The sequence below is a fragment of the Micromonospora sp. CNZ280 genome, from assembly GCF_011759515.1.
In genome coordinates this window covers 974025-996127 of record NZ_JAAOYP010000002.1, presented here as the reverse complement: position 1 = coordinate 996127, position 22103 = coordinate 974025, and the positions used below count along the sequence as shown (strand labels likewise).

21 protein-coding genes and 2 pseudogenes are annotated in these 22103 nt (G+C 67.4%); 11 read left to right on the top strand and 12 right to left on the bottom strand.

What is annotated here, in order from left to right; genetic code table 11:
• Positions 1-232 precede the first annotated feature (232 nt).
• Positions 233-1426, bottom strand: coding sequence for a low temperature requirement protein A (locus FHX32_RS19615; protein ID WP_167186257.1), 1194 nt, complete (start codon positions 1424-1426; stop codon positions 233-235).
• 159 nt (positions 1427-1585) lie between these two features.
• Positions 1586-1696, bottom strand: a pseudogene (locus tag FHX32_RS19610) (XRE family transcriptional regulator); the annotation flags it as partial.
• Between the two features lie 181 nt (positions 1697-1877).
• Here FHX32_RS19610 and FHX32_RS19605 point away from each other — a divergent pair.
• The 3 genes from FHX32_RS19605 to FHX32_RS19595 all read left to right on the top strand — a co-directional run bounded on the left by FHX32_RS19605 (position 1878) and on the right by FHX32_RS19595 (position 5879).
• On the top strand, positions 1878-2027 hold the full coding sequence (locus FHX32_RS19605) for a hypothetical protein (RefSeq protein WP_167182775.1): 150 nt from the start codon (positions 1878-1880) through the stop codon (positions 2025-2027).
• A gap of 413 nt (positions 2028-2440) precedes the next feature.
• Positions 2441-3871 carry an MFS transporter gene (locus FHX32_RS19600; protein ID WP_167184973.1) on the top strand — a complete coding sequence of 477 codons (1431 nt, stop codon included), beginning with the start codon at positions 2441-2443 and terminating at the stop codon, positions 3869-3871.
• A gap of 109 nt (positions 3872-3980) precedes the next feature.
• Positions 3981-5879, top strand: a complete 1899-nt coding sequence (locus tag FHX32_RS19595) for a glycoside hydrolase family 3 protein (protein ID WP_167184970.1) — start codon at positions 3981-3983, stop codon at positions 5877-5879.
• Between the two features lie 235 nt (positions 5880-6114).
• On the opposite strand, the gene FHX32_RS19590 is transcribed toward FHX32_RS19595, so the two are convergent.
• From FHX32_RS19590 to FHX32_RS19580, 3 genes are all read right to left on the bottom strand, one after another.
• On the bottom strand, positions 6115-6465 hold the full coding sequence (locus FHX32_RS19590; RefSeq protein WP_208418884.1) for a hypothetical protein: 351 nt from the start codon (positions 6463-6465) through the stop codon (positions 6115-6117).
• 46 nt (positions 6466-6511) lie between these two features.
• Positions 6512-7123, bottom strand: a complete 612-nt coding sequence (locus FHX32_RS19585; RefSeq protein ID WP_167184967.1) for an urea carboxylase-associated family protein — start codon at positions 7121-7123, stop codon at positions 6512-6514.
• Positions 7124-7341: 218 nt separating this feature from the next.
• The gene (locus tag FHX32_RS19580; protein ID WP_167186254.1) at positions 7342-8577 is read right to left on the bottom strand and encodes a JmjC domain-containing protein; all 1236 of its coding nucleotides are present in this window, start codon (positions 8575-8577) and stop codon (positions 7342-7344) included.
• A gap of 353 nt (positions 8578-8930) precedes the next feature.
• Between FHX32_RS19580 and FHX32_RS19575 the strand changes: the two genes are divergently transcribed.
• The 5 genes from FHX32_RS19575 to FHX32_RS19555 all read left to right on the top strand — a co-directional run bounded on the left by FHX32_RS19575 (position 8931) and on the right by FHX32_RS19555 (position 14844).
• Positions 8931-9317, top strand: coding sequence for an SCP2 sterol-binding domain-containing protein (locus FHX32_RS19575; RefSeq protein WP_167184964.1), 387 nt, complete (start codon positions 8931-8933; stop codon positions 9315-9317).
• Complete coding sequence (locus FHX32_RS19570) at positions 9307-11346, top strand: amylo-alpha-1,6-glucosidase (RefSeq protein WP_167184960.1); 2040 nt, start codon at positions 9307-9309, stop codon at positions 11344-11346. The genes FHX32_RS19575 and FHX32_RS19570 overlap by 11 nt, the downstream gene beginning before the upstream one ends.
• A 39-nt stretch (positions 11347-11385) precedes the next feature.
• Entirely contained in the window at positions 11386-12255 is an 870-nt protein-coding gene (locus FHX32_RS19565; RefSeq protein ID WP_167184957.1) for a polysaccharide deacetylase family protein, read from the top strand.
• Positions 12256-12434: 179 nt separating this feature from the next.
• A complete protein-coding gene (locus FHX32_RS19560; RefSeq protein WP_167184954.1) occupies positions 12435-12815 on the top strand; it encodes an SCP2 sterol-binding domain-containing protein in 381 nt (126 codons plus the stop codon).
• Positions 12808-14844 carry a glycogen debranching N-terminal domain-containing protein gene (locus FHX32_RS19555; RefSeq protein ID WP_167184951.1) on the top strand — a complete coding sequence of 679 codons (2037 nt, stop codon included), beginning with the start codon at positions 12808-12810 and terminating at the stop codon, positions 14842-14844. Before FHX32_RS19560 ends, FHX32_RS19555 begins: the two co-directional genes overlap by 8 nt.
• 170 nt (positions 14845-15014) lie before the next feature.
• Here FHX32_RS19555 and FHX32_RS19550 read toward each other — a convergent pair whose 3' ends face one another.
• From FHX32_RS19550 to FHX32_RS19525, 6 genes are all read right to left on the bottom strand, one after another.
• Complete coding sequence (locus FHX32_RS19550; protein ID WP_167184948.1) at positions 15015-15497, bottom strand: DoxX family protein; 483 nt, start codon at positions 15495-15497, stop codon at positions 15015-15017.
• A gap of 17 nt (positions 15498-15514) precedes the next feature.
• Positions 15515-15913: a hypothetical protein gene (locus FHX32_RS19545; RefSeq protein WP_167184945.1), complete on the bottom strand. Its 399-nt coding sequence runs from the start codon at positions 15911-15913 to the stop codon at positions 15515-15517.
• A 232-nt stretch (positions 15914-16145) separates the two neighbouring features.
• The gene (locus FHX32_RS19540; RefSeq protein ID WP_167184942.1) at positions 16146-16877 is read right to left on the bottom strand and encodes a DsbA family protein; all 732 of its coding nucleotides are present in this window, start codon (positions 16875-16877) and stop codon (positions 16146-16148) included.
• Between the two features lie 19 nt (positions 16878-16896).
• Positions 16897-17217, bottom strand: coding sequence for a DMT family transporter (locus FHX32_RS19535; RefSeq protein WP_167184939.1), 321 nt, complete (start codon positions 17215-17217; stop codon positions 16897-16899).
• Complete coding sequence (locus tag FHX32_RS19530) at positions 17214-17894, bottom strand: NAD(P)H-dependent oxidoreductase (protein ID WP_167184936.1); 681 nt, start codon at positions 17892-17894, stop codon at positions 17214-17216. Before FHX32_RS19530 ends, FHX32_RS19535 begins: the two co-directional genes overlap by 4 nt.
• 155 nt (positions 17895-18049) lie before the next feature.
• Positions 18050-18466 (bottom strand): DUF3291 domain-containing protein, encoded by a 417-nt coding sequence (locus tag FHX32_RS19525; RefSeq protein ID WP_167184933.1) that lies wholly within the window; start codon positions 18464-18466, stop codon positions 18050-18052.
• A 324-nt stretch (positions 18467-18790) separates the two neighbouring features.
• On the opposite strand from FHX32_RS19525, the gene FHX32_RS19520 reads away from it, so the two are divergent.
• The 3 genes and pseudogenes from FHX32_RS19520 to FHX32_RS35230 all read left to right on the top strand — a co-directional run.
• On the top strand, positions 18791-19699 hold the full coding sequence (locus FHX32_RS19520; protein WP_167184930.1) for an alpha/beta hydrolase: 909 nt from the start codon (positions 18791-18793) through the stop codon (positions 19697-19699).
• Positions 19700-19758: 59 nt separating this feature from the next.
• On the top strand, positions 19759-20931 hold the full coding sequence (locus FHX32_RS19515; RefSeq protein ID WP_167184926.1) for an MFS transporter: 1173 nt from the start codon (positions 19759-19761) through the stop codon (positions 20929-20931).
• A 40-nt stretch (positions 20932-20971) separates the two neighbouring features.
• Positions 20972-21319 (top strand): annotated as a pseudogene (locus tag FHX32_RS35230) (transposase); the annotation flags it as partial.
• A gap of 56 nt (positions 21320-21375) precedes the next feature.
• On the opposite strand, the gene FHX32_RS19505 reads toward FHX32_RS35230, so the two are convergent.
• Positions 21376-22053: an SGNH/GDSL hydrolase family protein gene (locus FHX32_RS19505; RefSeq protein WP_167184923.1), complete on the bottom strand. Its 678-nt coding sequence runs from the start codon at positions 22051-22053 to the stop codon at positions 21376-21378.
• Positions 22054-22103 lie beyond the last annotated feature (50 nt).

The window sequence follows — 22103 nt, the reverse complement described above, 5'->3', positions numbered from 1 at the left end:
CCGACCGCGTGGACGTTCGACGCCACGGCCGCGGTGGGGATCGCCGCGACCGTCGCGGTCGGCGCACTGTGGCCGCCGGTGTCGGGTGTCTGCTCGTCGCGGGCGCCGCCGCCGGTGCGATGTCCGCCGGCGCCGGCTACATGGCAGGCATGAGTGACACCACCGTGGGCCGGGCGGAGCTGGATGCGGCTCGGCTGTTGCTCGCGCGGATGGGATCTCGCCCGCTGCCCTGTCACGACGGCCTTCCTGCTGGCGGCGACGGCGCTTCGGGTGGACGCCCTCGAGAGCGGGCCGCGTCGGAGACGGCGATCCCGGCCAGGACGGCGGTGGCGGCGAGGGCAGCCACGAGAAGCGGTACGAGGAGCATCACCGGTGTCAGGGCGGCGAGCACGAGCACGCCGAGCGGTCGATCACGGGACACGCGGCCGAACACCTCGTACTCGAAGACGGCGCGCCCGGCCAGGAACAGCGCGGGTCCGCCGAAGGCGGCGGCGACCCAGGCCGGTTCGGTGTGTCCCAGCGGGTGCGCGATGACGTACTCGGCCCCGACGGCGGCAACGATGATGCCGGCCACCATGACCAGGTGGGCGTGGGACGTCCGGCGGGCGGGCCTGGCCGGGTCGGCGGCCGCTGCGATGACAGCGGGCAGCAACTGCCCGGCTCGATGAATGTAGATTCGCCAGAACAGCGCCGTGGTGCCAACGGACACCAGGGCGGCTATAGCGCGGTCCGCCGTGAAGCTTGCGGCGCTGAGTGTCAGGCCAGTCACCAGGATCAAGTCTCCGAGCGCGATGACGAAGAACTGTCGGTAGCGCTCCGAGAGGTGTTCGGCGGCGTTCGGCCACACCGTCGGTTGAACTCGGCCCAGCCGGGGCGCGGGGTAGCGGAGCGTGTAGCCGACGTAGTCCACGGCCACCGCTGTTGCCCACAGCGCACCTCGCACCGCGCCGTCCACCAGCGCCCCGGCGATCAACAGCACCCCGGACAAGCTGAACCACAAGAGCACCCGTAAGGGGGCGTCCTGCCACTCGTGGCCGCGCAGCACGGCCACGAGAAACAGTTGGCGACCGATGTGGATGGCGACGATGCTGCTCGCGAAGATCAGGGCTTTGTCGTTGAACGCTGCCGGCAACGCGGCGGCCATCATCATGCTGCCGGCCAATATCGCGATGACCAGCCACTGTATCACCGGGCGGGCCGGGTCGAACCGGTCGGTTATCCCCGCCGTGCTGAACCAGACCCACCAAGTGGCCAACAGCAGCAGCAGCGTCTGAGCAGCGCCTACCCATGTAAGGTTTTGGATCAGTCCTCGCGAGAGTTGAGTGAGCACCAGAACGAAGACGACGTCGAAGAACAATTCCAGGAATGTCGCCTGCTGTGGATCCTCTGGCCTTCGCAGCAGTTCTATCGCTCGATTTCTCTTCACTGACGTGCTGCTTTCTGCCTCCGGCGTCTGTGGCGAGGCGTACGTGCGGACGCCGGCACCGCGGGGGTGACTCAACGAGCATCGGGAGCGGCCGGTGGTCCACGGCCCGTGTCGGCGCGATGAGGCCGACCGTGGAGGCCGTCGCGCCGGTCGCCGGGTGGGCCGCGGATGGATGCGTGGGTCACCCGTCGACGGAGCACCGACAAGTTCGTCCAGTGCAACGCGGTACTCCCTGGCCAGGGGAGAAGCGAGCTCAAGCGTGGGCCCACGCTGCTCATCTCGTCCGCCATGCCTGGAGCTTGCCATAGCCGCAAGTTCTCTCGTCGATTGTTGCCGCACGGTCGGATGCTGCCGCGACGCTTCGACAGCTGACCTTCCTTGCTGAAACAGCAAAGAACCTTGCTGTCTGTCAGGAAGCGATGAAGCATCTGCGGCGAAACGTGGGTTCGAGATGAACGAGAAGATGGAGCGGATCATGACGATCGGAGATCAGAACCTCGGCGCGCTGGAGCCGTATGACAACGCCCAGGAGTTCGGCAGCGACCGGCGGCTCTGGCTGGTCGGGTCGCGAGGAGTTCCTGACCGAGCCGGACCGTGGTGAACTCCTCGACCGGGAGTCGCCGTCGCGGCGCGACTCCCAGGGTGTGCCCACCTACGGGCCGGACCCAAAAAGGGTGTTGTGGGGGATGTGAGCCCCTACACGCCGTAAAGGCTGTCACGCTCGAATCCGTGCCGTGGCATGCCTCCTACCCCTCACTGCATTTCCCCATCTGCTCGGTCCCACCGCAGGAAATCGACTGGCCTTCGCCGTCGAAGCCGGCGAGAAGACCCCGCACGAGAAGGCTGACTGAGTCGCCTGGGCCGGCCCCGTCGCCGTGACGGGGCCGGTCGGTGCGCGGCGACAGCCTCGTGTCACGTCAAGATCCGCAGAGCGTGTAGTTGCCGACGCCGACGAGAACCGGCCCGAGGACGTCGCGCTCTGCCCATGCCATATGTCTGTCTAGGAGACAGGGAATGTTGCAAGGCACCAAGGTTACGCGTCCGGGTCTCGTCCTGGCCGTCGTTGCCACCACCCAACTCATGATCGTGCTCGACAACACCGTCGTGAACCTCGCGCTGCCCTCGATCAAGGAGGGGCTCGGCGCCTCCACCGCCGCGCTGGCCTGGGTCGTGAACGCCTACATCCTGGCCTTCGGTGGACTGCTCCTGCTCGGTGGCCGCCTTGGCGACGTGCTGGGCCGCCGCCGCGTCTTCATCGCAGGCGTAGCCCTGTTCACCCTCTCATCGCTCATCGGCGGTGCCGCCTCCAGTGACACCGTGCTCATCACCGCCCGGGCGGTGCAGGGCATCGGCGCGGCGATCGCCGCACCGAGCGCCCTGGCCATCCTGCTCGCCACATTCGTCGAGGGCCGGCCTCGTAACAAGGCACTCGGTCTCTTCTTCGCGATGTCCGCCGCAGGCGGCGCGATCGGTCTGCTGCTCGGCGGAGTCCTGACATCCGGGCTGTCCTGGCGCTGGGTCCTGTGGATCAACGTGCCGGTCGGCGCCGTGATCGTCGCCTTGACCCTGCTCGTGGTCACCGAAACCGTGCGTGTTCCCCGTCGCTTCGACGTGGCCGGTACCGTGACGTCTTCGGTCGCCATGGTCAGCCTGGTCTACGGCTTCATCCGGGCCGGGGACCACGGCTGGGGTGACGACCTCTCCGTGGTGGCCTTCGCGCTCGCGGTGGTGTTGCTGGCGCTGTTCGTCATGGTCGAGAGGCGCGCTGAGCAGCCACTGCTGCCGCTGCGACTGCTGGCCCACCGGGTCACCGCGAGCGCCTATCTGACCATGATGCTGGTCACCGCGATCATGGTCAGCATGTTCTTCTTCGGCTCGCAGTTCATGCAGGTCGCCCTCGGCTATTCGGCGATCCGGACCGGGTTGGCCTTCCTGCCCCTGAGCGTGCTCATCTTCACGGCGTCGCGGACCATCCCGACGCTGATGGCCCGCTTCGGACCTCGTCCTCTGCTGATCGTCGGCGCGTCATCGTTGACCGTGGCGATGGTGTGGCTCACCCAGCTCACCGCGTCGAGCGGCTATCTCACCTCGCTCGCGCCGCCGCTGGTTCTGTTCGGACTCGGCGCAGGACTGCTGTACGCGCCGCTCAGTGCGGTACTGCTCTCCGGCGTCGCACCGGAGGATTCCGGAGCGGCATCGGGCGCGATGCAGGCCATGCAGCAGATCGGCGCGGCACTCGGCGTCGCCATTCTGGTGTCGGTGTTCGGCGCGACCACCGGCCGGGCGGACGAGACGACACCTGTCCAGTTCGCCGACGCGGTGGCTGACACCTTCATCGCCGGCGTGATGTTCGCCGCCTTGGCACTGCTGCTGATCGTGTTCGCGGTGCGCCTGCAACGCCCAGCACCGGCTACTCGGGAGGCGACTGCGTCCAGGACGTCCTGACGCCCTCGTGTGTCCAGAACCCGACGTCAGCGGGATGACAGCCCAGCTGAGGTTCACTGACTGTGAGGCTGGCCGGGTCGGCTCGTACTGATGGCTGGCGGCAGTGGACGTGACTCTGGCGCTGACTGGCTTTATGCCTTTCGCGCGACTTGTCCGTCTGCTGCCGCCGGTGCCCGGCCCGGCGGGAGGCGTCACCGGGGCGGGCGCGGTCTCGGGGACCGCGGCGTACCGGGCCGACGGCGGCCCGGCCACGGGCGACCCGGTGGACCGGCGGGTCCGAGCCGTCATGGCCGACATGAGCCTGGCGGAGAAGATCGGCCAGATGTTCGTCCTGGAGGTCTACGGCGAGACCGCCACGACTACCAACCCTTCCGACGTCGCTGCCAATCAGGCGCTCTACGGCAGCGACGTCCGCAACGGCGCGGACCTGCTGGCGACGTACCACCCCGGCGGCATCATCTACTTCACCAACACCAATAACCTGAACCATCCGCAGCAGATCGCGCTGCTGTCCAACGGGTTGCAGAAGGCGGCGCTCGCTGACACCGGCGTGCCGGTGCAGATCAGCACCGACCAGGAGGGCGGCGTCGTCACCCGGATCCCGCCGCCGGCGGCGGTGTCGCCGGGCAACATGGCGATCGGAGCGACGTTCGACCGCGACGTGTCGTACGCGACGGCCGCCGCGACCGGCCGGCAACTGCGGACGATGGGCATCAACATGGACCACGCGCCGGTGGTGGACGTCAACACCAACCCGCGAAACACGGCTGACGGACCACGCGCGTTCAGCGACCGCACAAAGATGGTCTCCGAGTTCGGGGCGGCGGCCGTCCGCGGCTTCCAGCGCAACGGGGTCGCCACGACAGCCAAGCACTTCCCCGGCCTGGGCGACGCGGAGGCCAACCCGGACACCGGGGTCGCCGTCGTCGACGAGACCCGCGAGGAGATCCTGCGGACGCACATCCCCCCGTTCCGGGCGGCGATCGACGTCGGCGTCAAGTCGATCATGCCGACCGCGGTGATCGTCCCCGCACTGGATCCCACCCGGACCCCGGCCATCCTGTCCAAGCCCATCATCACCGGGCTGCTCCGCGACAAGCTGAACTACGACGGGGTCGTGGTCACCGACGCGCTGCGTGCGGACGCGCTCCAGGACATCCCGCAGGAGCAGGTGATCCTCGGCGCCATCCAGGCCGGCAACGATGAACTGCTCCTGCCGGCGGATCCGCCAGCCGCGATCGCCACCGTGCTCGACGCCGTACGCGACGGCACGATCAGCCAGCACCGCATCGACCAGTCCGTGTACCGGATCCTGCGCATGAAGGCCGAGCTGGGGCTGCTCGACGATCCGTTCACCACCAGCGAGGCGGTCGACTCGACGGTCGGCACCCCGGCCCAGCGGCAGGTCGTGGCCGACGCCGCGCGCCGCTCGATCACCCTGCTCCGCAACCAGGCCGGTGTGCTGCCGCTGCCGGCGAACTCCGGCCAACACGTGCTGGTCACCGGCTGGGGCTTCAACTCGGTCCCCGCCCTGGCCGACAAGCTGTCCGCCGAGGGCCTGGTCGCCACTCCGATGTGGACCGGATCGCCCGACCAGCAGACGATCCAACAGGTGGTGGCGGCGGCCGGCGCGAGCGATGTCACGGTGGTGCTCACCAACAACGCCTGGGGCGACGTGGCCCAGCAGAATCTGGTCAAGGCGCTGCCGGCGGCGAACGTGAAGGTGGTGACCGTCGCCGTCGGGAGCCCGTACGACATCGCCTACTTCCCGTCGGCCCCCACCTACCTGGCGGCGTACGGCTACCGCGAGGTCTCACTCGCCGCCGTGGCGGACTCCCTGGTCGGCGAAGTGCCGATCGGCCGCCTGCCGGTCACCGTCGGCACGGCGGACGGTACGCGAGTCCTCTTCCCGTTCGGGTCGGGCATGGGTTACCGGACCGTTGATCAGTGGCGTTCCGAACGGCTGGTGCCCAAGGTTGCCAGAGGTGCCCGAAGTGAGGAAGGTTGAGGCGATTCACCGCCGCCGTCCTGCTGTTCGCCGCCGCCTGCGCGGCTGGCCCGGCCGCCGCAGCCCACCGCTGCTCCAACCGGGCCCGTCCCGCCGGAGCCGCGAACCACCCTCACCACCACGACCGTTGACCTGCTCGTCCACCCGCCGCTGACCGAACCGGTCACCATGGACGCCAAGGCCGACGGGAAGTCCGGTCACGACTTCACCCAGGTGCTCGCCGCCGTCGCGCCGATCATCTCCGTCGCCGAGCCGGCCCACCGTGTCCGGCGGCCGCCGCGCCGTTCTCCCGAGCCCGGTCGACGAGCTTGTGCACGGTGCGGAACATCTGCTCGCGGGCCCTGGTGACGTCCGCGTTCAGGTCGCCGGCTTCCTGCAGGAACGACAGGTCGCGTTGCTGTTGTCGGTCCGCGGCGACGGTGAGGAACTCCAGCAGCGCTGCCCACGGGTCCGCCGCGTCGAGCAACTGTTCGCCGACGGCGTTGAGCTTGTCGATCCGGCCGAGGACGATCGTGGCGAGTAGGTCGTCCTTCGAGCCGGTGCCGGACGCCTCGCCCGACGGGTGGCAGCCATACCTCGCCATCATCTTCGACGGCCTACCCCCAGAAGGCGTCCACCCGTTCATCCGACCGTTAGTCCGCGAGAAGTTCGATGGCGAGCGGTGACGGGCCCGGACCATTGATGGGAACGATGTCCTGTGGACAGGCGGACAGCACGAATAAACAGTCCATCAGAGCCTCGAACACGATACGATCGCCCGATCGAGAGACAGCCGGTTCCCAGGTCAACTTGCCGGACTTCACCACCTGGATGTTCATGAACACGTTGATCGGTTGCGGCACCCAGTCCATTTCCAGGTCGAGTCCGGCCATGACCTGGTGCAGATTGTTCGCGCAGGACGCGTGATCCTCACCTGCGCCCAGCCCCACGTACCTGGCGGTGTCGCAAGCCGGTATCAGCATGTCGTGCAGTCCTGGCGAGGTGTCTTCGATCAAGCGCAGGATAGGTCGCCTGCGGTTTGTTGCGAAGCATTCTCCCAACGCGGGGAAGAGGCGGTCGACGATGCTGCGGGTGTGGGCGGCGCTGTGATATTCGGTGACGTCGTCGCCGGCGAAGGCGAAGACATCGCCGACCTGCTGGCCTTCCAGGTCGACGACTGCCAGCCGATCTCCGGCGCGCAGGCGGACGCCGCGCCCCTCACGGGCAGGCACGGTCAGCTGGTCGGCAATGAGTTTCCGGTTCATGGGAGATGGTTACCCCAACGGTGACACCTCATCGGCTGCCACAGTCAAAACGTGCGTTTTCCGGATCACAGAGGCCGGGTAGAAGGCAGCCCTCGACGTCCCGCCGCCGTTCTCGCCTGAGGATATCCGGCCCTCGGCAGCACCGCTGCCGTAACCGGCGCATCCGCTCCGCCAGCCACCGGCCCGAAGACTCACGGGGTGGATCGACACGGAATGACTCAGGATGGCACAGCGACGGCTTCGCGTAGCAGCCGTCGGCCCAGCACGACCCGCTCCTCGTCGTTGTCCAGCCCGGGCAGCTCGCCGACCCGGGACACGGTTCCCGTCAGCACCGCGCGTAGGGCGGGCCGGCACCGAGCCGGGAAGCTGATCACCCGGTCGAGCACCTGGAGGATGACGCGATCGGCGTCCTGGGCGATGAGCTGCCAGCGCAGCCCCGGCCGGGGGACGAGCCGCGTACTGACGTCGACCTCGGCGAGTGCGGCGGCCTGGGCCAGTGGCCGGATCGGTGCGGGACGCGCGAGCGACCACGACCGGGCGCGCAGCCGTCCGGCGATCGCAACCGGATCGGCACCGAGAAGCCACTCGCGCAGCGCCGCCACCGTCTCGGTGAGCTGCGGTTCGATGGCGTCGGGTTCAGTGACGTCAACACCGAACGGCAGGCTGGATCGCAGTCGCTGATCCTGCGCGGCGAGGACGAGCAACTCCTCGACCAACGCGTACCGGGTCAGCGCCCGGATTCCGACACTCAAATGCAGCGAATCGCTCTCCTCGGTCTCCGTGCCGTGCAGCCAGCCGCGTGGCAGGTAAAGCGCGTCGCCGGGCGACAGGAGCACATCCAGTACGGCCGGCCCGTCGGCGACCGCCGCCACCTCGTCGGCCTGCCCGTCCCAGGGTTGCCGTTTGAGCGGGTCCGGCAGCACCGGCTCGTGGACGCGCCAGCGCTTGCGCCCGGCCACCTGCAGCACGAACACGTCATGGGTGTCGTAGTGCATCTCGAAGCCTCGGCTGCCGCGTGGGATCACGTAGGCGTTCACCTGTACCGGCTGCCGCAGGATGGTGCCGAGTTCCCAGGCGAAATCGATGGTGGGCGGCCACAGCCGGTGCAGACTCTGCAACACCACGGTGGCGCCGGCGGCGTACTGGGCCAGGACCTGCTCGTCGAGGACTTGATCGGCGATCTCCGCGCCAGCACCGCCGCTCCCCGTGTACCGGGTTGCGGACACCAGCGCACCCTCCTGGAGCACGCGCAGGAAAGGCGTACGCAGGCCGCGGCGGCTAAGCAGCTCATCTGCGTCCGCGAGGCTGAACAGGTCGGTGAAGCCCGCCGGGTTGGGCAGGTCAGCCTCCCGGGAGAGCAGCGGAATGCGTCCCCAGTGCGCGGCGGCGAAGGTGGCCGGTTCGACCGCTGCACAGCGAGCCAGCGCCGACGGTTCGGACGGGACGACCACCATCCGCTGACCCACAGTGCCAGCCTCCGCGGCGCCGTCACCAGCCGCCGGCCCCGTCGGACCCGGGTGGCCGGTGGTCGTCCGGATGTCGTCGTCGAGAGTCATTCCACTCACCCAGGCCCCATTCCGACCAGCCTCGTGCCGAGCCGCGTTCCGCGTGGTCGCATTACACCCGCATCAGACTAGCCTCCATCTTTCGCCAACCTCGGTCATTCGCCAGGCCAGGACCGCGTCCGACGTGACGTGCGGACGGCGAGAGTCAGCAGAGCCTTGGCGACCTCACCCATTGCGGGTGATGTCCGGTAACCCTTGCCCTGGCGATGCTGCCTGGCGGAGGGCAACAGAGGGAGCAGCTCATGACGGACCCGACCGAGGAGTTCTTCGACGCGCTTGGCCGTCGCGGTCACGAGCCTCTGCTCACCGAGGTCAAGGGCACCATACGGTTCGACCTCGCGCGCGATCATTCAACCGATCACTGGTTTCTCTCCATCTGCCAGGGCGACGTCAGCGTGTCACGGGCAGAAGGTGCTGCCGACTGCGTGTTGCGCACCGACGGCGCGCTTTTCGACCGTCTCGCCTGCGGCGAGGCGAACGCCCACGCGGCATGGTTGCGTAACAAGATCACGATCGAGGGAAACCGGCCACAGTTGATCGACGCCTTCCAGCGAATCCTTCCGGGGCCGCCTGGGGCGCATGATCCGAGACCCGCCGTCCATCATGGGAGGGCTAGCCATGGAGGATGATCTCGTCAGACTCCTGGACGGAAACACGTTCGCCATAAGTGATCGACGTGGTGACATGGCCGCGACTCCGACGGCGGTCACTGGGCTGTTCGCATTCGACACCCGATTTCTCTCGACGTGGCGGCTGAGCATCAACGGCGGTCGGCTGAACCCGCTGTCCGTCGACGATCTGCAATACTACGAAAGCCGTTTTTTCCTCGTCCCCGGTGCCCCCAGCCACTACATCGACGCCAAGCTCTCGGTGATTCGTTGGCGCTCGATCGGACGCGGCCTCGACGAACAGGTGAAAATCCTCAACCATGACGTGCAGCCGGTCGACCTGCAGATCCGCATGGAGGTCGACAGCGACTTCGCCGACCCGTTCGAGGCGCAGGACGCGAAACAGAAGAAGGGTACCTACTACAGTCGCACCGACGAGCGATCTCTTCTTCTCGGTTACGAACGGGAGACCTTCCGACGCGAGAGCGTCGTTTCCACAACCGCTCCAGCCGATATCGACGACCAGGGACTGACATTCCGTATTTGCCTAGAGCCAGGAGGCGAGTGGTCGACCGATCTGCACGTGGAAATCCTCGGAGCCAACGGGCGCGAAATTCGGGCAAGCCTGCAGGGTCGACCCAGCCGGGCCAGGCCGCAGATGCGCCAGCAGTTGGACGAATGGCTCGGGCGGGCACCTCGCCTGACAACGGATCACAAACCGCTGCTGAGAACATACCAACGCAGCCTGGTGGATCTCGCGTCGCTGCGACTGTCGCCGCTGGTCTTCGGCGGGCACAGCGTAACGGCTGCCGGCCTGCCGTCGTTCATGACCATCTTCGGCCGTGACAGTCTTCTCACCAGTCTCCAAGTGCTGCCGTTCGTGCCGGAGCTCGCCGCCACCACGCTGAACCTGATGGCGAGCATGCAGGGGAGCAAGCTGGACGACTTCCGCGACGAGGAGCCGGGCAAGATCATGCGGGAGTGGCGGTACGGGGAAACCGCCGCGTTCGAGGAGCAGCCACAGAGCTCGTACTTCGGGGCCGCCGACACCACCCCGCTCTTTCTGGTGCTCCTCGACGAGTACGAGCGCTGGACTGGCGATGGCGAGCTGGTGCGGCATCTGCAACGCCCGGCCCGCGCGGCCCTCGAGTGGATCGATGACTACGGCGACCTCGCGGGTAACGGCTACATCTGGTATGAACGCCGCAACCAGACATTCGGGCTGCTGAACCAGTGCTGGAAGGATTCTTGGAACTCGATCTCCTACCGGGATGGGCGGCTCCCCGGCTTCCCTCGCGCTACCTGCGAACTGCAGGGCTACGCGTACGACGCGAAGATTCGCGGAGCCCGTCTTGCCCGTGAATTCTGGGACGACCCCGCCTACGCCGAACGGCTCGAACAGAGTGCAGCCGACCTCAGGCAACGCTTCAACCGTGATTACTGGCTCGAGGACCGGCAGTACTACGCCCTCGCCCTTGATGCCGACGGCACCCCTGTCGATGCCCTCTCTTCCAACATCGGTCACCTATTGTGGAGTGGCATTGTCGAACCGGAACGGGCCGACAAGATCGCCGAGCACCTGCTCGGGCCGGACCTCTACACCGGTTGGGGCGTCCGCAGTCTGGCCGCGAGTGCGGCACGCTTCAACCCCATCGGCTATCACGTGGGCACGGTCTGGCCGTTTGACAACTCCTTCATCGCGTGGGGACTGCGGCGTTACGGATTCAAAGCCGAAGCAGCCCGTATCGCGGAGGGCATTATCGACGCGGCCCAGTTCTTTGAGGGGAGGCTGCCCGAGACTTTCGGCGGCTATGACCGTAAATTCACCAAGTACCCGGTCCGCTACCCGACTGCCTGCAGTCCCCAGGCCTGGTCCGCCGGCACACCTCTGCTGCTGCTCCGCAGCGTGCTCGGCATGGAACCGCTCGGAGACAAGTTGCTGGTGGATCCAGTGCTGCCTGCACACATCGAGCGGATCGAACTACTCGACATCCCCGGACGCTGGGGGCGCATCGATGCCTTTGGACTCGCCAGCGTATCGCACCTGTGAGCTGCGCTGGCTCGATGAAGAAGGGACGGCTGGGTTGGGATGAGAGCGAGTTGGCACGGGGGAGCCGCGACGGTCTGCACCCTCACCTTCGACGTCGACGCGGAGAGCCCAATTCTCGCCCGCGGACGCCGGTACGCCGAACATGCCACGGCCATGTCGCACCAGGCATACGGCCCCGACGTCGGCGTGCCGCGGTTGCTCGACCTTCTCGACGAGACGCAGGTGCCGGCCACGTTCTTCGTGCCGGCCTGGGTCGCCGAGCAACGACCAGGGCTTGCCGCCTCCATCGCCGAGCGCGGCCATGAGGTCGCCCACCACTCCTACAGCCACCGGTCGCCCACCGAGTTGACGCCGGAGGAGGAGCGAGCGGACTTCGTCCGTGGGCTCGAGGTCTTCGCCGATCAGGGCATCCCGGTGGTTGGTCACCGCGCGGCCCTCTGGGAGGCCAGCTGGCAGACCGTCATCCTGGTCGCCGAGCACGGCCTGTCGTACGACTCTTCGTTGATGGGGGACGACCGGCCGTACCGGATTTCCACACGTGCCGGGGAGGTGGTGGAGCTGCCGGTCCACTGGTCGCTCGACGATTGGGAGCAGTACGCCTTCCTGCCCTCGCCGCACGTCGGCGAGGTCATCGAGTCTCCTGCCAAGGTGCTGGAGATGTGGCGGTTGGAGCTGGATGCCAGGCGCCGGTTCGGGGCCCTGTTCAACCTCACCATCCACCCGTTCCTGACCGGCCATCCCTCCCGAACCCTTGCGTTGCGCCAGCTCATCCAGTACGCCCAGGAGTGCTCCGACGTGCGGTTCGTGCGGTGCCGTGAGGTCGCGGAGGCAGCGCGGCTCGATCCAGACCTTGCCGTGCGGCCGCACACTCCGGTGGTTGCCTGCGCAGACGCCTATCCGCGCTGGTAGGCCGCTCCCACCAGGGCAACACAGGCCAGCATGTGAAATCACCACTTCCGGGTGATGCCCGGTCACCCTTCACGGCGGGACGGTGCACGTGGGCCCGCCCGGCAGGCTCGGGTGGCCAGCGTCGGTTTTCCGGAGGACGTACGCCAGGCAGACACGGAACAGTATGGGAGTGCGAGTTGATGCGCGACCCGAGCGCGGAGTTCATGCAACGGCTCGACCATACCCACCCCGAAACTTTGTCGCGGTTGAGGAGAGGGACGATCCGCTTCGATCTTGAATCCGGTGAGCGGACCGATCACTGGCTTTTCCGGATCGATCAGGGCATCGTACACACTTCGCGGCACGACCAGAGCGCGGACTGCGTCGTCCACGCGGACAAGAAGCTGTTCGACCGCATCGTCACGGGCGAGGTGAACTTTATCGCGGCGCTGTTCCGGAATCAGGTCACGGTTGAGGGCGACATGCTGCTGCTCACCACCTTCCGGAAGCTTCTCCCAGGGCCGGCCGGCGCGCATGACCCGGGTTCGCCAAACGCAGGAAAGGGCGCCAGCGATGGGTGAGTACGTCAGCATCCTGGACGGCAACACGTTCGTTGTCAGCGACAGAAACGGCGACATCGATCCGTCGTCGACCTTTCCGACCGGCCTCTTCTCGTTCGACACGCGATTCCTGTCGGCATGGCAGCTTAAGATCAACGGCCAACGGCTGCACGCGCTGTCCGTCGACGACCTGCAGTATTTCGAGACTCGCTTCTTTCTCGTTCCGGGTGCGCCCGCGCATGACGCCGATTCCGCACTGTCGGTTGTCCGGCAGCGCACGATCGGAGGTAGTTTCAGTGAAGAACTGACGGTTCTCAACCATGGTGAGGATCCGCTCGAGTTGGAAATCCGCGTTGACGTCGACTGCGACTTCGCTGATCTGTTCGAGGTCAAGAACGTGACACTCGAGAAGATGGGAATACGGTCGAGCCGCGTCGCTGACGGTTCGTTGCGTTTCATGTACGAGCGGGAAATGTTCCGACGGGAAACCGTGATCTGGTCCAGTGAGCCGGCCGAGTTTGACGAGCACGGGCTGACCTTCCGTGTACGGATCGACCCGAACCGGAGGTGGCTCACCAGTCTGCAGGTGGAGACATCGGTGCTCCCCGCGCCGGGACGGGCGATCCAGGCAAGCCTACGAGCCCATGCAAGCCAGGTTAAGCTGAGTATGCGGCAGGATCTGGACCGGTGGCTCGAAGATGCACCGAAGCTGGTCAGCAGCTACGACGCATTGACCGAGTCGTACGAGCGCGGCATGGTCGACCTTGCCGCGCTGCGGTTCGTCTCGCACGTCTCCGCTGGCATGAGTGTGCCGGCAGCCGGACTGCCCTGGTTCATGACGCTGTTCGGTCGCGACAGCATTCTCACCAGCCTTCAGGCGCTGCCGTTCCGACCCGACCTTGCCGCTGCGGCGCTCCGCGTGTTGGCAGCCACGCAGGGCCATTGCCTTGACGACTTTCGTGATCAGGAGCCGGGCAAGGTCGTGCACGAAATCCGGTACGGAGAGTCGGCTGCATTCGAAGAGCAGCCGCACACCGCATATTTCGGCTCCGCGGATGCCACCCCTCTGTTCGTGGTTCTGCTCGACGAGTACGAGCGCTGGACCGGTGACGGCGACCTGGTCCGCCTTCTTGAGTACGAAGCTCGTGCCGCCCTGAGGTGGATTGACAGGTACGGCGATCTCATGGGCGATGGCTACGTCTGGTATCAGCGTCGCAACACCAAGAACGGGTTGGAGAACCAGTGTTGGAAGGATTCCTGGGACTCGATTTCCTACCGGGACGGCCGACTGCCTGGCTTTCCTCGCGCCACCTGCGAGCTACAGGGTTACGCCTACGACGCCAAAGTTCGGGGCGCCCGGTTGGCCCGTGAGTTCTGGAACGACCCTGGGTACGCTGCTGAGTTGGAAGAGCAAGCAGCCAACCTGAAAGATCGCTTCAATCGCGATTTCTGGGTCGAGGACGGGGAGTTCTTCGCCCTCGCGCTCGACAACGAGAGGCGACCGGTGGACGTACTGTCCTCCAACATCGGTCATCTGCTCTGGAGCGGCATCGTGGAGACGTCGCGGGCTGACCGGATCGCTCAGCACCTGCTCGGGCCCCGGTTGTTCTCCGGATGGGGCGTACGAACGCTGGCCGTGGGCGAAGCTCGGTACAATCCGATCGGCTATCACGTGGGCGCGGTGTGGCCCTTTGACAACTCGTTCATCGCCTGGGGACTCTGGCGCTACGGCTTCAGAAAGGAAGCCAGCCGTGTCGCCGTAGGCATCATCGACGCTGCCAGATACTTCCGCGGACGCTTGCCGGAGGCGTTCGCAGGGTACGACCGGGAGCTGACCAAGTACCCGGTTGAGTATCCGACTGCATGCAACCCACAGGCCTGGTCGACCGGCGCGCCGATGCTTTTGCTGCGGACGATGCTCGGCCTCGAACCACAAGGCGACCACCTGGTGGTCGATCCCGCATTCCCCACGGACATCGGCCGGATCGGACTGCTCAACATCCCTGGTCGGTGGGGCCGCGCCAACGCCGTCGGGCGCGGCCGACTGTGACGATCTCCCCGCACACCCCAACCAGACTTCGGTTGATCATTCACGGGGCGGCCCTGGGCCGCACCGGCACCTGCGGTGCAGGACGGGCCCTTCCTCCCGCTGGCATCGTATCTGCGCGATGGTCGACGGTGGGCCCAACGCCGTCACGCGGTATCGTCAGGCGGACTTGTCTACGGGTTCCGGTCGGTACGGCTCGGCGTCGCCCGGCGGGCCCGGATGTAATGGACCGTCACCGTGACGGTGGCGGCGAGGAAGATCAGCTGCATCATCGTGCGCGGCACGAGCTGGTCGGTGAAGTCGTTGCTGAGCCCTTCCGCCGCCTTGTACACGTTGGCGGGGAACATCCCCAGGAGCATCGCGGTCAGGCCGGCGGCGGCCCATGGTGTGGTGGGCCGGTACAGCAGCCCCAGGGCGCCGGCCGCTTCCAGCAGTCCGGTCACGGTGACCAACAGCTCGGGCGCGGGCAGGGCCGGCGGCACCATGGCGACCAGTTCGTCGCGCTTGCCGATGAAGTGGGCGCCGGCGGTCAGCAGGAACATGGCGGCGAGACCACCGCGCAGCGCCACCGGCCACGAGGCCAGCCGACGGGCGCCGAGGGCGCCGGCGGCACGCACGCCGAGGGTGACGGCGGTGAGAGTGATCAACGGTTCCATGAGGGATTCCTTCGTGATCAGGTCGAGTTTGTTCGGGCGGGACGAATCAGCAGGTACGCGGCGACGAGGAACACCGTCACGACCCCGTCGGCGACGGCGACCGTCGTCGCGTCGGAGACGCCGGATCCGGCGTACGCCAGCGCGGTCACCGTCACGGCGGCCTTGTGGCCGATCGCCAGCAGCCACACGACGGGATGCTGCCCGGGGCGCGACGCAAGCAGCGCGAACAGCCCTGCGAAGACCAGAAGACCGTAGCCGCGCCACGTCTCCGCGATCCTCGTCTCAGGGGCCGCAGCGGCCACCGCACCCAGGGACGCGAGGGCGGATGCCGCAGCACCGAGCGCGCAGACCCACAGCATGGCTCGGCCGACGGTGGCAGCACGAGAGCTGCCGGGGGAGCCGTCCACGAATGTCACGCCCCTTCTGATTGAAGATCTGTACTGGACTTCCGGCGCGGCCTCCGGCGGCGAACCGTTCGGAGACGGCAGCGCGTGCGGCTGACCGGTACGCCGTTTTCGTGCGTCGATCCCCGCGCCTTCGCGCCCTGATGGCTCGCTGACGACGTCAGTCGTGGGCGGCTGCGTGGAGGGTCCGGACGAATGCCAGGGTGGGCCCGGTGGTCACCCTCGAATCCACCCTGCAGCGAGTTCATGCCGGTGCCCGGGTAGCTGCCCCGCCCCGTGCCGCGCGGCGCAACAGGTCCTCGTACACCGCCGGGTCATCGTGCTCGATGACGGGCCAGCCGACGCCATATCCACCGGACCAGCCGGATCGGATCCCGGGGTTGGCGCTGTCGGTGCCGTCGGGCAGGAAGAGGTGCGGGCTGCAGACGACGGTGTCGGTCGCCGCGATCTCGGCCTGGCGGGTGAGCGCGGCGCGGGCCCGCCCGTCGCCCAGCGCCGCAGCCAGTACGGCGGCGTCGACCTCGGGGGTCTCGTCGGCCACGTCCAGGATCGTCTTCAGGTAGCTGACGTTGCGGGACTCCGCCCAGAACGCCCGCCTCAGTGCGCGGTCGAGGGCCTCCGAAGCGCGCAGCCCCTGTTCCTTGGCGGCCTGGACGGCTTCGAGGGCGGGCAGCATGGTGGACGGGTAGGTCCAGTCCTTGGCCTGCCACAGCTGCCAGCCGGCGTCCGGTTCCAGCGCGGCCAGCCGGGCCACCTCGCTGTCCGTGCCGGGGCGAGGGCTGGGCGCCGTGTTGAGCAGTTCCAGCGGGAACGCCCGCAGGTCGAAGACGACGCGGTCGGTGAGTCCCAGCCGTTGCCGGGTGACGTGCATCCGGTGGATGGCGATGTGCGCGAACGAGCACCAGATGTCGGCGAAGACGACGATGACCCCCTTCGGCGGGGTCAGGTCCCGTGGGTGGGTCGTAGGTGTGGTCATGTCGGTGGTTCCCCGGCCTTCAGTCTGGGTTGGTGACGCGGGCGAGCGCGATGCCGCCGATGATCAGTGCGAGTGCGGCGAACCGGCCGATGCTGAGCGGGTCCTTGTGCACGACGATGCCCAGTGAGATCGCTCCGATGGCGCCGATGCCGGTGAACACGGCGTAGGCGGTGCCGACCGGCAGGTCCTGCATCGCCCGGGACAGCAGGTAGATGGAACCGGCGCCGAGGACGAAACACACCAGGGTCGGCAGCGGCCTGGTGAAGTTCTGCGTCGGTTTGATGCTCTGTGAAAAGGCGATCTCGACCAGGCCGGCCAGCGCCAGGATGAGCCAACTCATGCGGCACCCCCGGCCGTGACGGGATCACCGGCGGCAAGGACACGGGCGAGGTCGGACGCCGCCCGCTTCGCTTCGGCGTACGACGCGGCGTACGACTCGCGCCACTTCTCCAGCGTCGGGTCCACTGTCGAGTTGACGAACTCGGCGTTGATGACGGTCACGTCGTCGACCTGGAAGTGACCCCGGAAGAAGTCACGCAGGTAACGCTCCTGATGGTCGACCGGCTCACGGGGCGTACCGGGTGCGTACGAGCCGCCGCGGGCGGAGGCGACGACCACCTTGACGTCCAACGACGCGCGCGGGAACGTCACCTGGTCGATCCACAGCTTCAGGCTCGCCGGGATCGAGAAGTTGTACATCGGAGCGCCGATGAGCAGCACATCCGCCGCGACCAGTTCGGTCAGCAGCGGTTCGACGACGGCCCACGCTTCCCGCTGCGCCGGGGTGCGCACCCCCTCGACAAGGCGACCCGGATCGGTGATGCCGTGCTCGAGGGCGTAGTCGCAGAGCTCGGTCCACGCCTGCCCGATCACCGGCACCGGATTCGCGGCGAGATCCCGGTAGGTGTAGGTGCTCTCCGGACTCGCCGCCCGCCACTGCTCGGCGAACAACCTGCCTAGTGCGCGGGAGTGCGACGCACGGCGGGCGCTGGTGTCCAGGTGCAGCAGATTGGCCATGACAGCCTTCCCCTTCTTCCGAGCATGCGGACACCCTGTCCGCTTGCGCTGCTCGACGGTAGCAACCAACCGGACAGGGCGTCCATTTCTCGAGCCGCCGTGACCCCCGCCACAGGTTGTGGGAGGCGCTCGGGCGCCAGGTCGACCAGGTCACCTCAAGACGGGAGGCCTTCGGCGCGTTCCGCCCGGGTTTGTGTGATGCGTCGCCGCGCTTCCTGCCAGGCGATCGGCAGTTCGCTGGTGCGGACCTTCCAGTAGACGAAGTTGGAGTTGCGCATGGTTGGGCGAAGGTCGCGCATGATCGCGCGATGCGGCTGACTGCGAGCGTAGGCGGACAACGTGTCTTCGCCCGTCCATGCCGACAGCGTCCAGAAGACGCCACCGAGCAGGTCGGCGTCCAGCGAGGCGCCAAGGACGCCGGGCGCCTTGCCGAGCTGGCGCCACGCGATCAGTGATTTCCACAAGAACCGTGGTACGTGCGATCGCGAGGCGACTTCCAGACGGGAGGCCATCACCACCGCCTCGTCATGACCGTCACTGGAATTGGGTGCGATCCAGGGGAGCGCGACCATTGGGTTTCTCCTCAGCGTCTCTCGCCGGCCGGCCGCGAGTGGGTCCCGGCCTACTGACATCACGTATGACGGGACGAGTCTTTGCTGGTCAGGTCATCTTGTCAATGGCAAGATAGCGTGACGCGGGCAACGCCGGTAAGTCGGAGAACCGGTGTCACAGGACCAGCGGCCGCGTGACGAGCGTGTTCCACCCCACACCGTTGATCAGGTCGAGCGCCAGCGGCTCGCCCATCAGGGCCACCTAATGGCACCTCGACGGCTTGACGCATTAGCAGAAGCTGGGTTATACCCTAATGCAAACACAGCGACAGGAGGGATGTGGCAGTGGTTGTCAACGTGACCCGGGTCAGGCACCGGCACCTCGACGTGGACGGACTCCGGATCTTCTACCGGGAGTCCGTCCCCTCGCAGGACGGAAGCACAGAGCGGCCGACAGTTCTGTTGTTGCACGGTTTCCCGTCCGCCTCGCACCAGTACCGGCGGCTCATCGACGCGCTGGGCACCCGCTACCGCCTCATCGCCCCGGACTACCCGGGCTTCGGCCACAGCGACGTTCCCGTCTCGGCGACGGAAGGTGGTCCCTTCACCTATACCTTCGACCGGCTCGCGGACGTGGTCGAGCGCTTCGTCGACGAGCTCGGGTTGACCCGTTTCGTGCTGTACATGTTTGACTTCGGCGCACCCGTCGGTTTCCGCCTCGCCATGCGGCAGCCGGACCGCGTTGCGGGCCTCATCGTGCAGAACGGCAACGCGTATGCCGATGGGCTCTCCGATGGGGCGCGGGACTTCATCGCGCTGCGGCCCGAGGACCCGGACGCCGAGGAGCAGATCCACAACCTGCTGACGCTGGCCTCGACCCGCTTCCAGTACGAGAGCGGCACCTCGAACCCGGTGGAGGTGTCTCCTGACGGCTGGACCCTCGACCAACACTTCCTCGATCAGCCTGGCCGCGTCCAGCCGCAGATCGACCTGGCCTTCGACTACAAGTCGAACGTGCAGCAGTACAGCCGCTGGCAGGAGTGGCTGCGGACGCACAAGCCGCCAACGCTGATCGTCTGGGGGAGCAACGACCCCTTCTTCCCCGCGCCCGGCGCCAAGGCGTACCTGAAGGATGTGCCCGACGCCGAACTGCACCTGTTCGACACGGGTCACTTCGCCCTTGAGGAGAAACTGCCCGAGATCGCCCCGCTCATCGACGGCTTCCTCGACCGGATCGCTTCTTCCGGCAAGTGACCATCAGCCCAGGGACGAGGACAGGCAGGAACCCGAGCAGTCACCGTGCCCTCCCGGCGGTGGCGGTCCTGCTTCTCGCAGCGACCGCCACCATCACCACGGAGGTATTGCCGACCGGGCTGCTCCCGCAGATGGCGGACAACTTCCAGGTGAACCACCACCGGATCGGCCTGTTCGTCTCGATCTTCGCCGCGACGGTCATGGTTTCCACGCTGCCATTGATCGCGCTCACCAACCGGCGGCCACGACGGCGGCTGTTCATGGCGGTGATGGCGGCGTTCGCCGCCGGCAACGCTCTGCTGGCGGTCGCGCCCTCGTACGAGGTGGCGCTCGTCGCCCGGGTCGTGGTTGGGCTTGGTCACGGCGTGTTGTGGGCCGGGATGGCCGCGTACATCACGGCGATCGTCCCGCCCGAGCGAGCTGGACGAGCGGTCGCGTTCGTGTTCAGTGGCAACTCCCTCGCGCTGACGGTCGGGGTCCCCGCATTCACCGCGCTCGGCGATGCTGTGGGGTGGCGAGTCTCCTTCGCGGCGCTCGCGCTGATGGCCGCCGCGATCATGGCCGCCGCGCCGGTAGCGCTCCCCGAAGTGCCGGGAACTCCCGCCAACGGCCCGTCGGGCATCAGTGACGCGCTGCGTCAGCCGGTGCTGTTGGCGATCGCCGCTACCACAGCGATCGTGATGGGCGGGCATTTCGCGCTGCACACCTATCTCGTCCCGGTCCTGATGGCGTACGGATTTCCCGCGGCCGGATCGAGTCTGGCCCTGGCCGTGTTCGGTGGAGCCGGGATCGCGGGAGCGTGGGCAGCCGGCGTCCTCGTGGATCGGCGCGTCCCACTCGGCCTGCCAGCCAGTGTGGGTCTGCTCGTCGTGGCCATGGCCGGAATTGCCGCCACTGCTGCCTGGCCGGGCGGCCTCCTGGTGGCCATAGCCCTGTGGGGCGCGACGTACGCGGCTCTGCCGATCATGCTGCAGTCGACGGTCATGTCCGCTCTGCCGGCGATGAAGACGAGCGCCTCGGCCGTGTTTCTCCTCGCCTTCAACCTGGGGATCAGCGCCGGGTCCTGGACCGGCGGCGCGGTAGTGGGCGCTGTTGGCTCGCACGCGCTGCCAGTCGTTGCGGCACTGCTTGCTGCGCCGGCAGCCGCCGTCGCCCTGCTCTGCACGCGGCAACCTCGCCATCCCGCAGGAGCGGTCGCCACCGCCTCGGCGGAGCAGGGTGCGTCCGTCTGATTGAGATCCGACGAGGCAGGCTACCGACGGGTGATCCAGGGTGGTCCGCTCCAGCAGGTGCTGTTGTGGAAAGCTCCCAGCGGCGCTGGCGACGCGCACAGCGCGAGCTGGGCGTACGGCTGCCGGACGAGCTGGCGACGGCGACCGACCGGTGGCCGCGGACTACCGCAACCGCGATCAGCGGCTGCGCGCCCTCGGCCGCCGCGTGTCGCGCCGACATGGACCGGACCGCCGCACCGGCCAGCGGCCCTCGAACCGGTGGCAGCACGCCCAGCGCAAGCTGGGCCGGGCATACAGCCGCATCACACCTCTGCGCGACGGTCTGCACAAGCTCACCACCCGGCTTGCCCACGAGCACGGCACAGTCGTGGTGGAAGACCTCAACGTCGCCGGGATGCTGTGTAACCGGAGACCGGCGCGGCAGATCGCCGACGCCGGGTTCGCTCATCGCCCTGGCCGGAGGCTACCGGCGAGGCCCTTGACGATTTCCGCGGCCATCACGGCCTGCCCGGCCGCGGCGAAGTGGATGCGGTCCGCGCTCAGCAGGTCCGGACGGTCGTTGATCGGGTGATCCCACATGTCGACCAGGACCGCGCCATGGCGACTGGCCAGGGCACGGGTGATCTCGTTGACCCTGCGCACCCGGTCGCTCCAGTCCGCGTATCGCGGAACGACGAACGCCCTGCCCAGCGTGAACACCGTCAGCTGGGCCCCGGTCCCAGCAGCGATGTCGAACACCCGTCCCAGCTCGCGCGCGATGACCGCGTAGTCCGGGTCTGGCCGGAACAGGTCGTTCGCGCCACAGGGCACGTGGACCAGGTCGGGGCCGAACTCCACGAGTCGGTCCAGCTGCGTGCGCAACGCCTTGTCGGTGGTTGCGCCGACCTCGGCGAGGTTCAGGTAGGCCAGGTCAGGATGGACCCGGCGCAGGACGTCCGCGACCCGGGCGGGCCATCCCAGGCTGGCATAACCGGGACTCGGATCCCCGGTGCCCGCCGACAGGCTGTCGCCGATGGTCGCGAAGCGGCGCCACGGCGCCTGGCCGAGCAATGCCGCGGCATGCGCCGCGGTCAGGCAGTAGGGATCGGATTCTTCGACCAGACGCGTGGTTGCTGTAGTCACCAACAAAACGTACGATCGTTCGTACGTATTTCGCAAGTGCCGATGAGTGA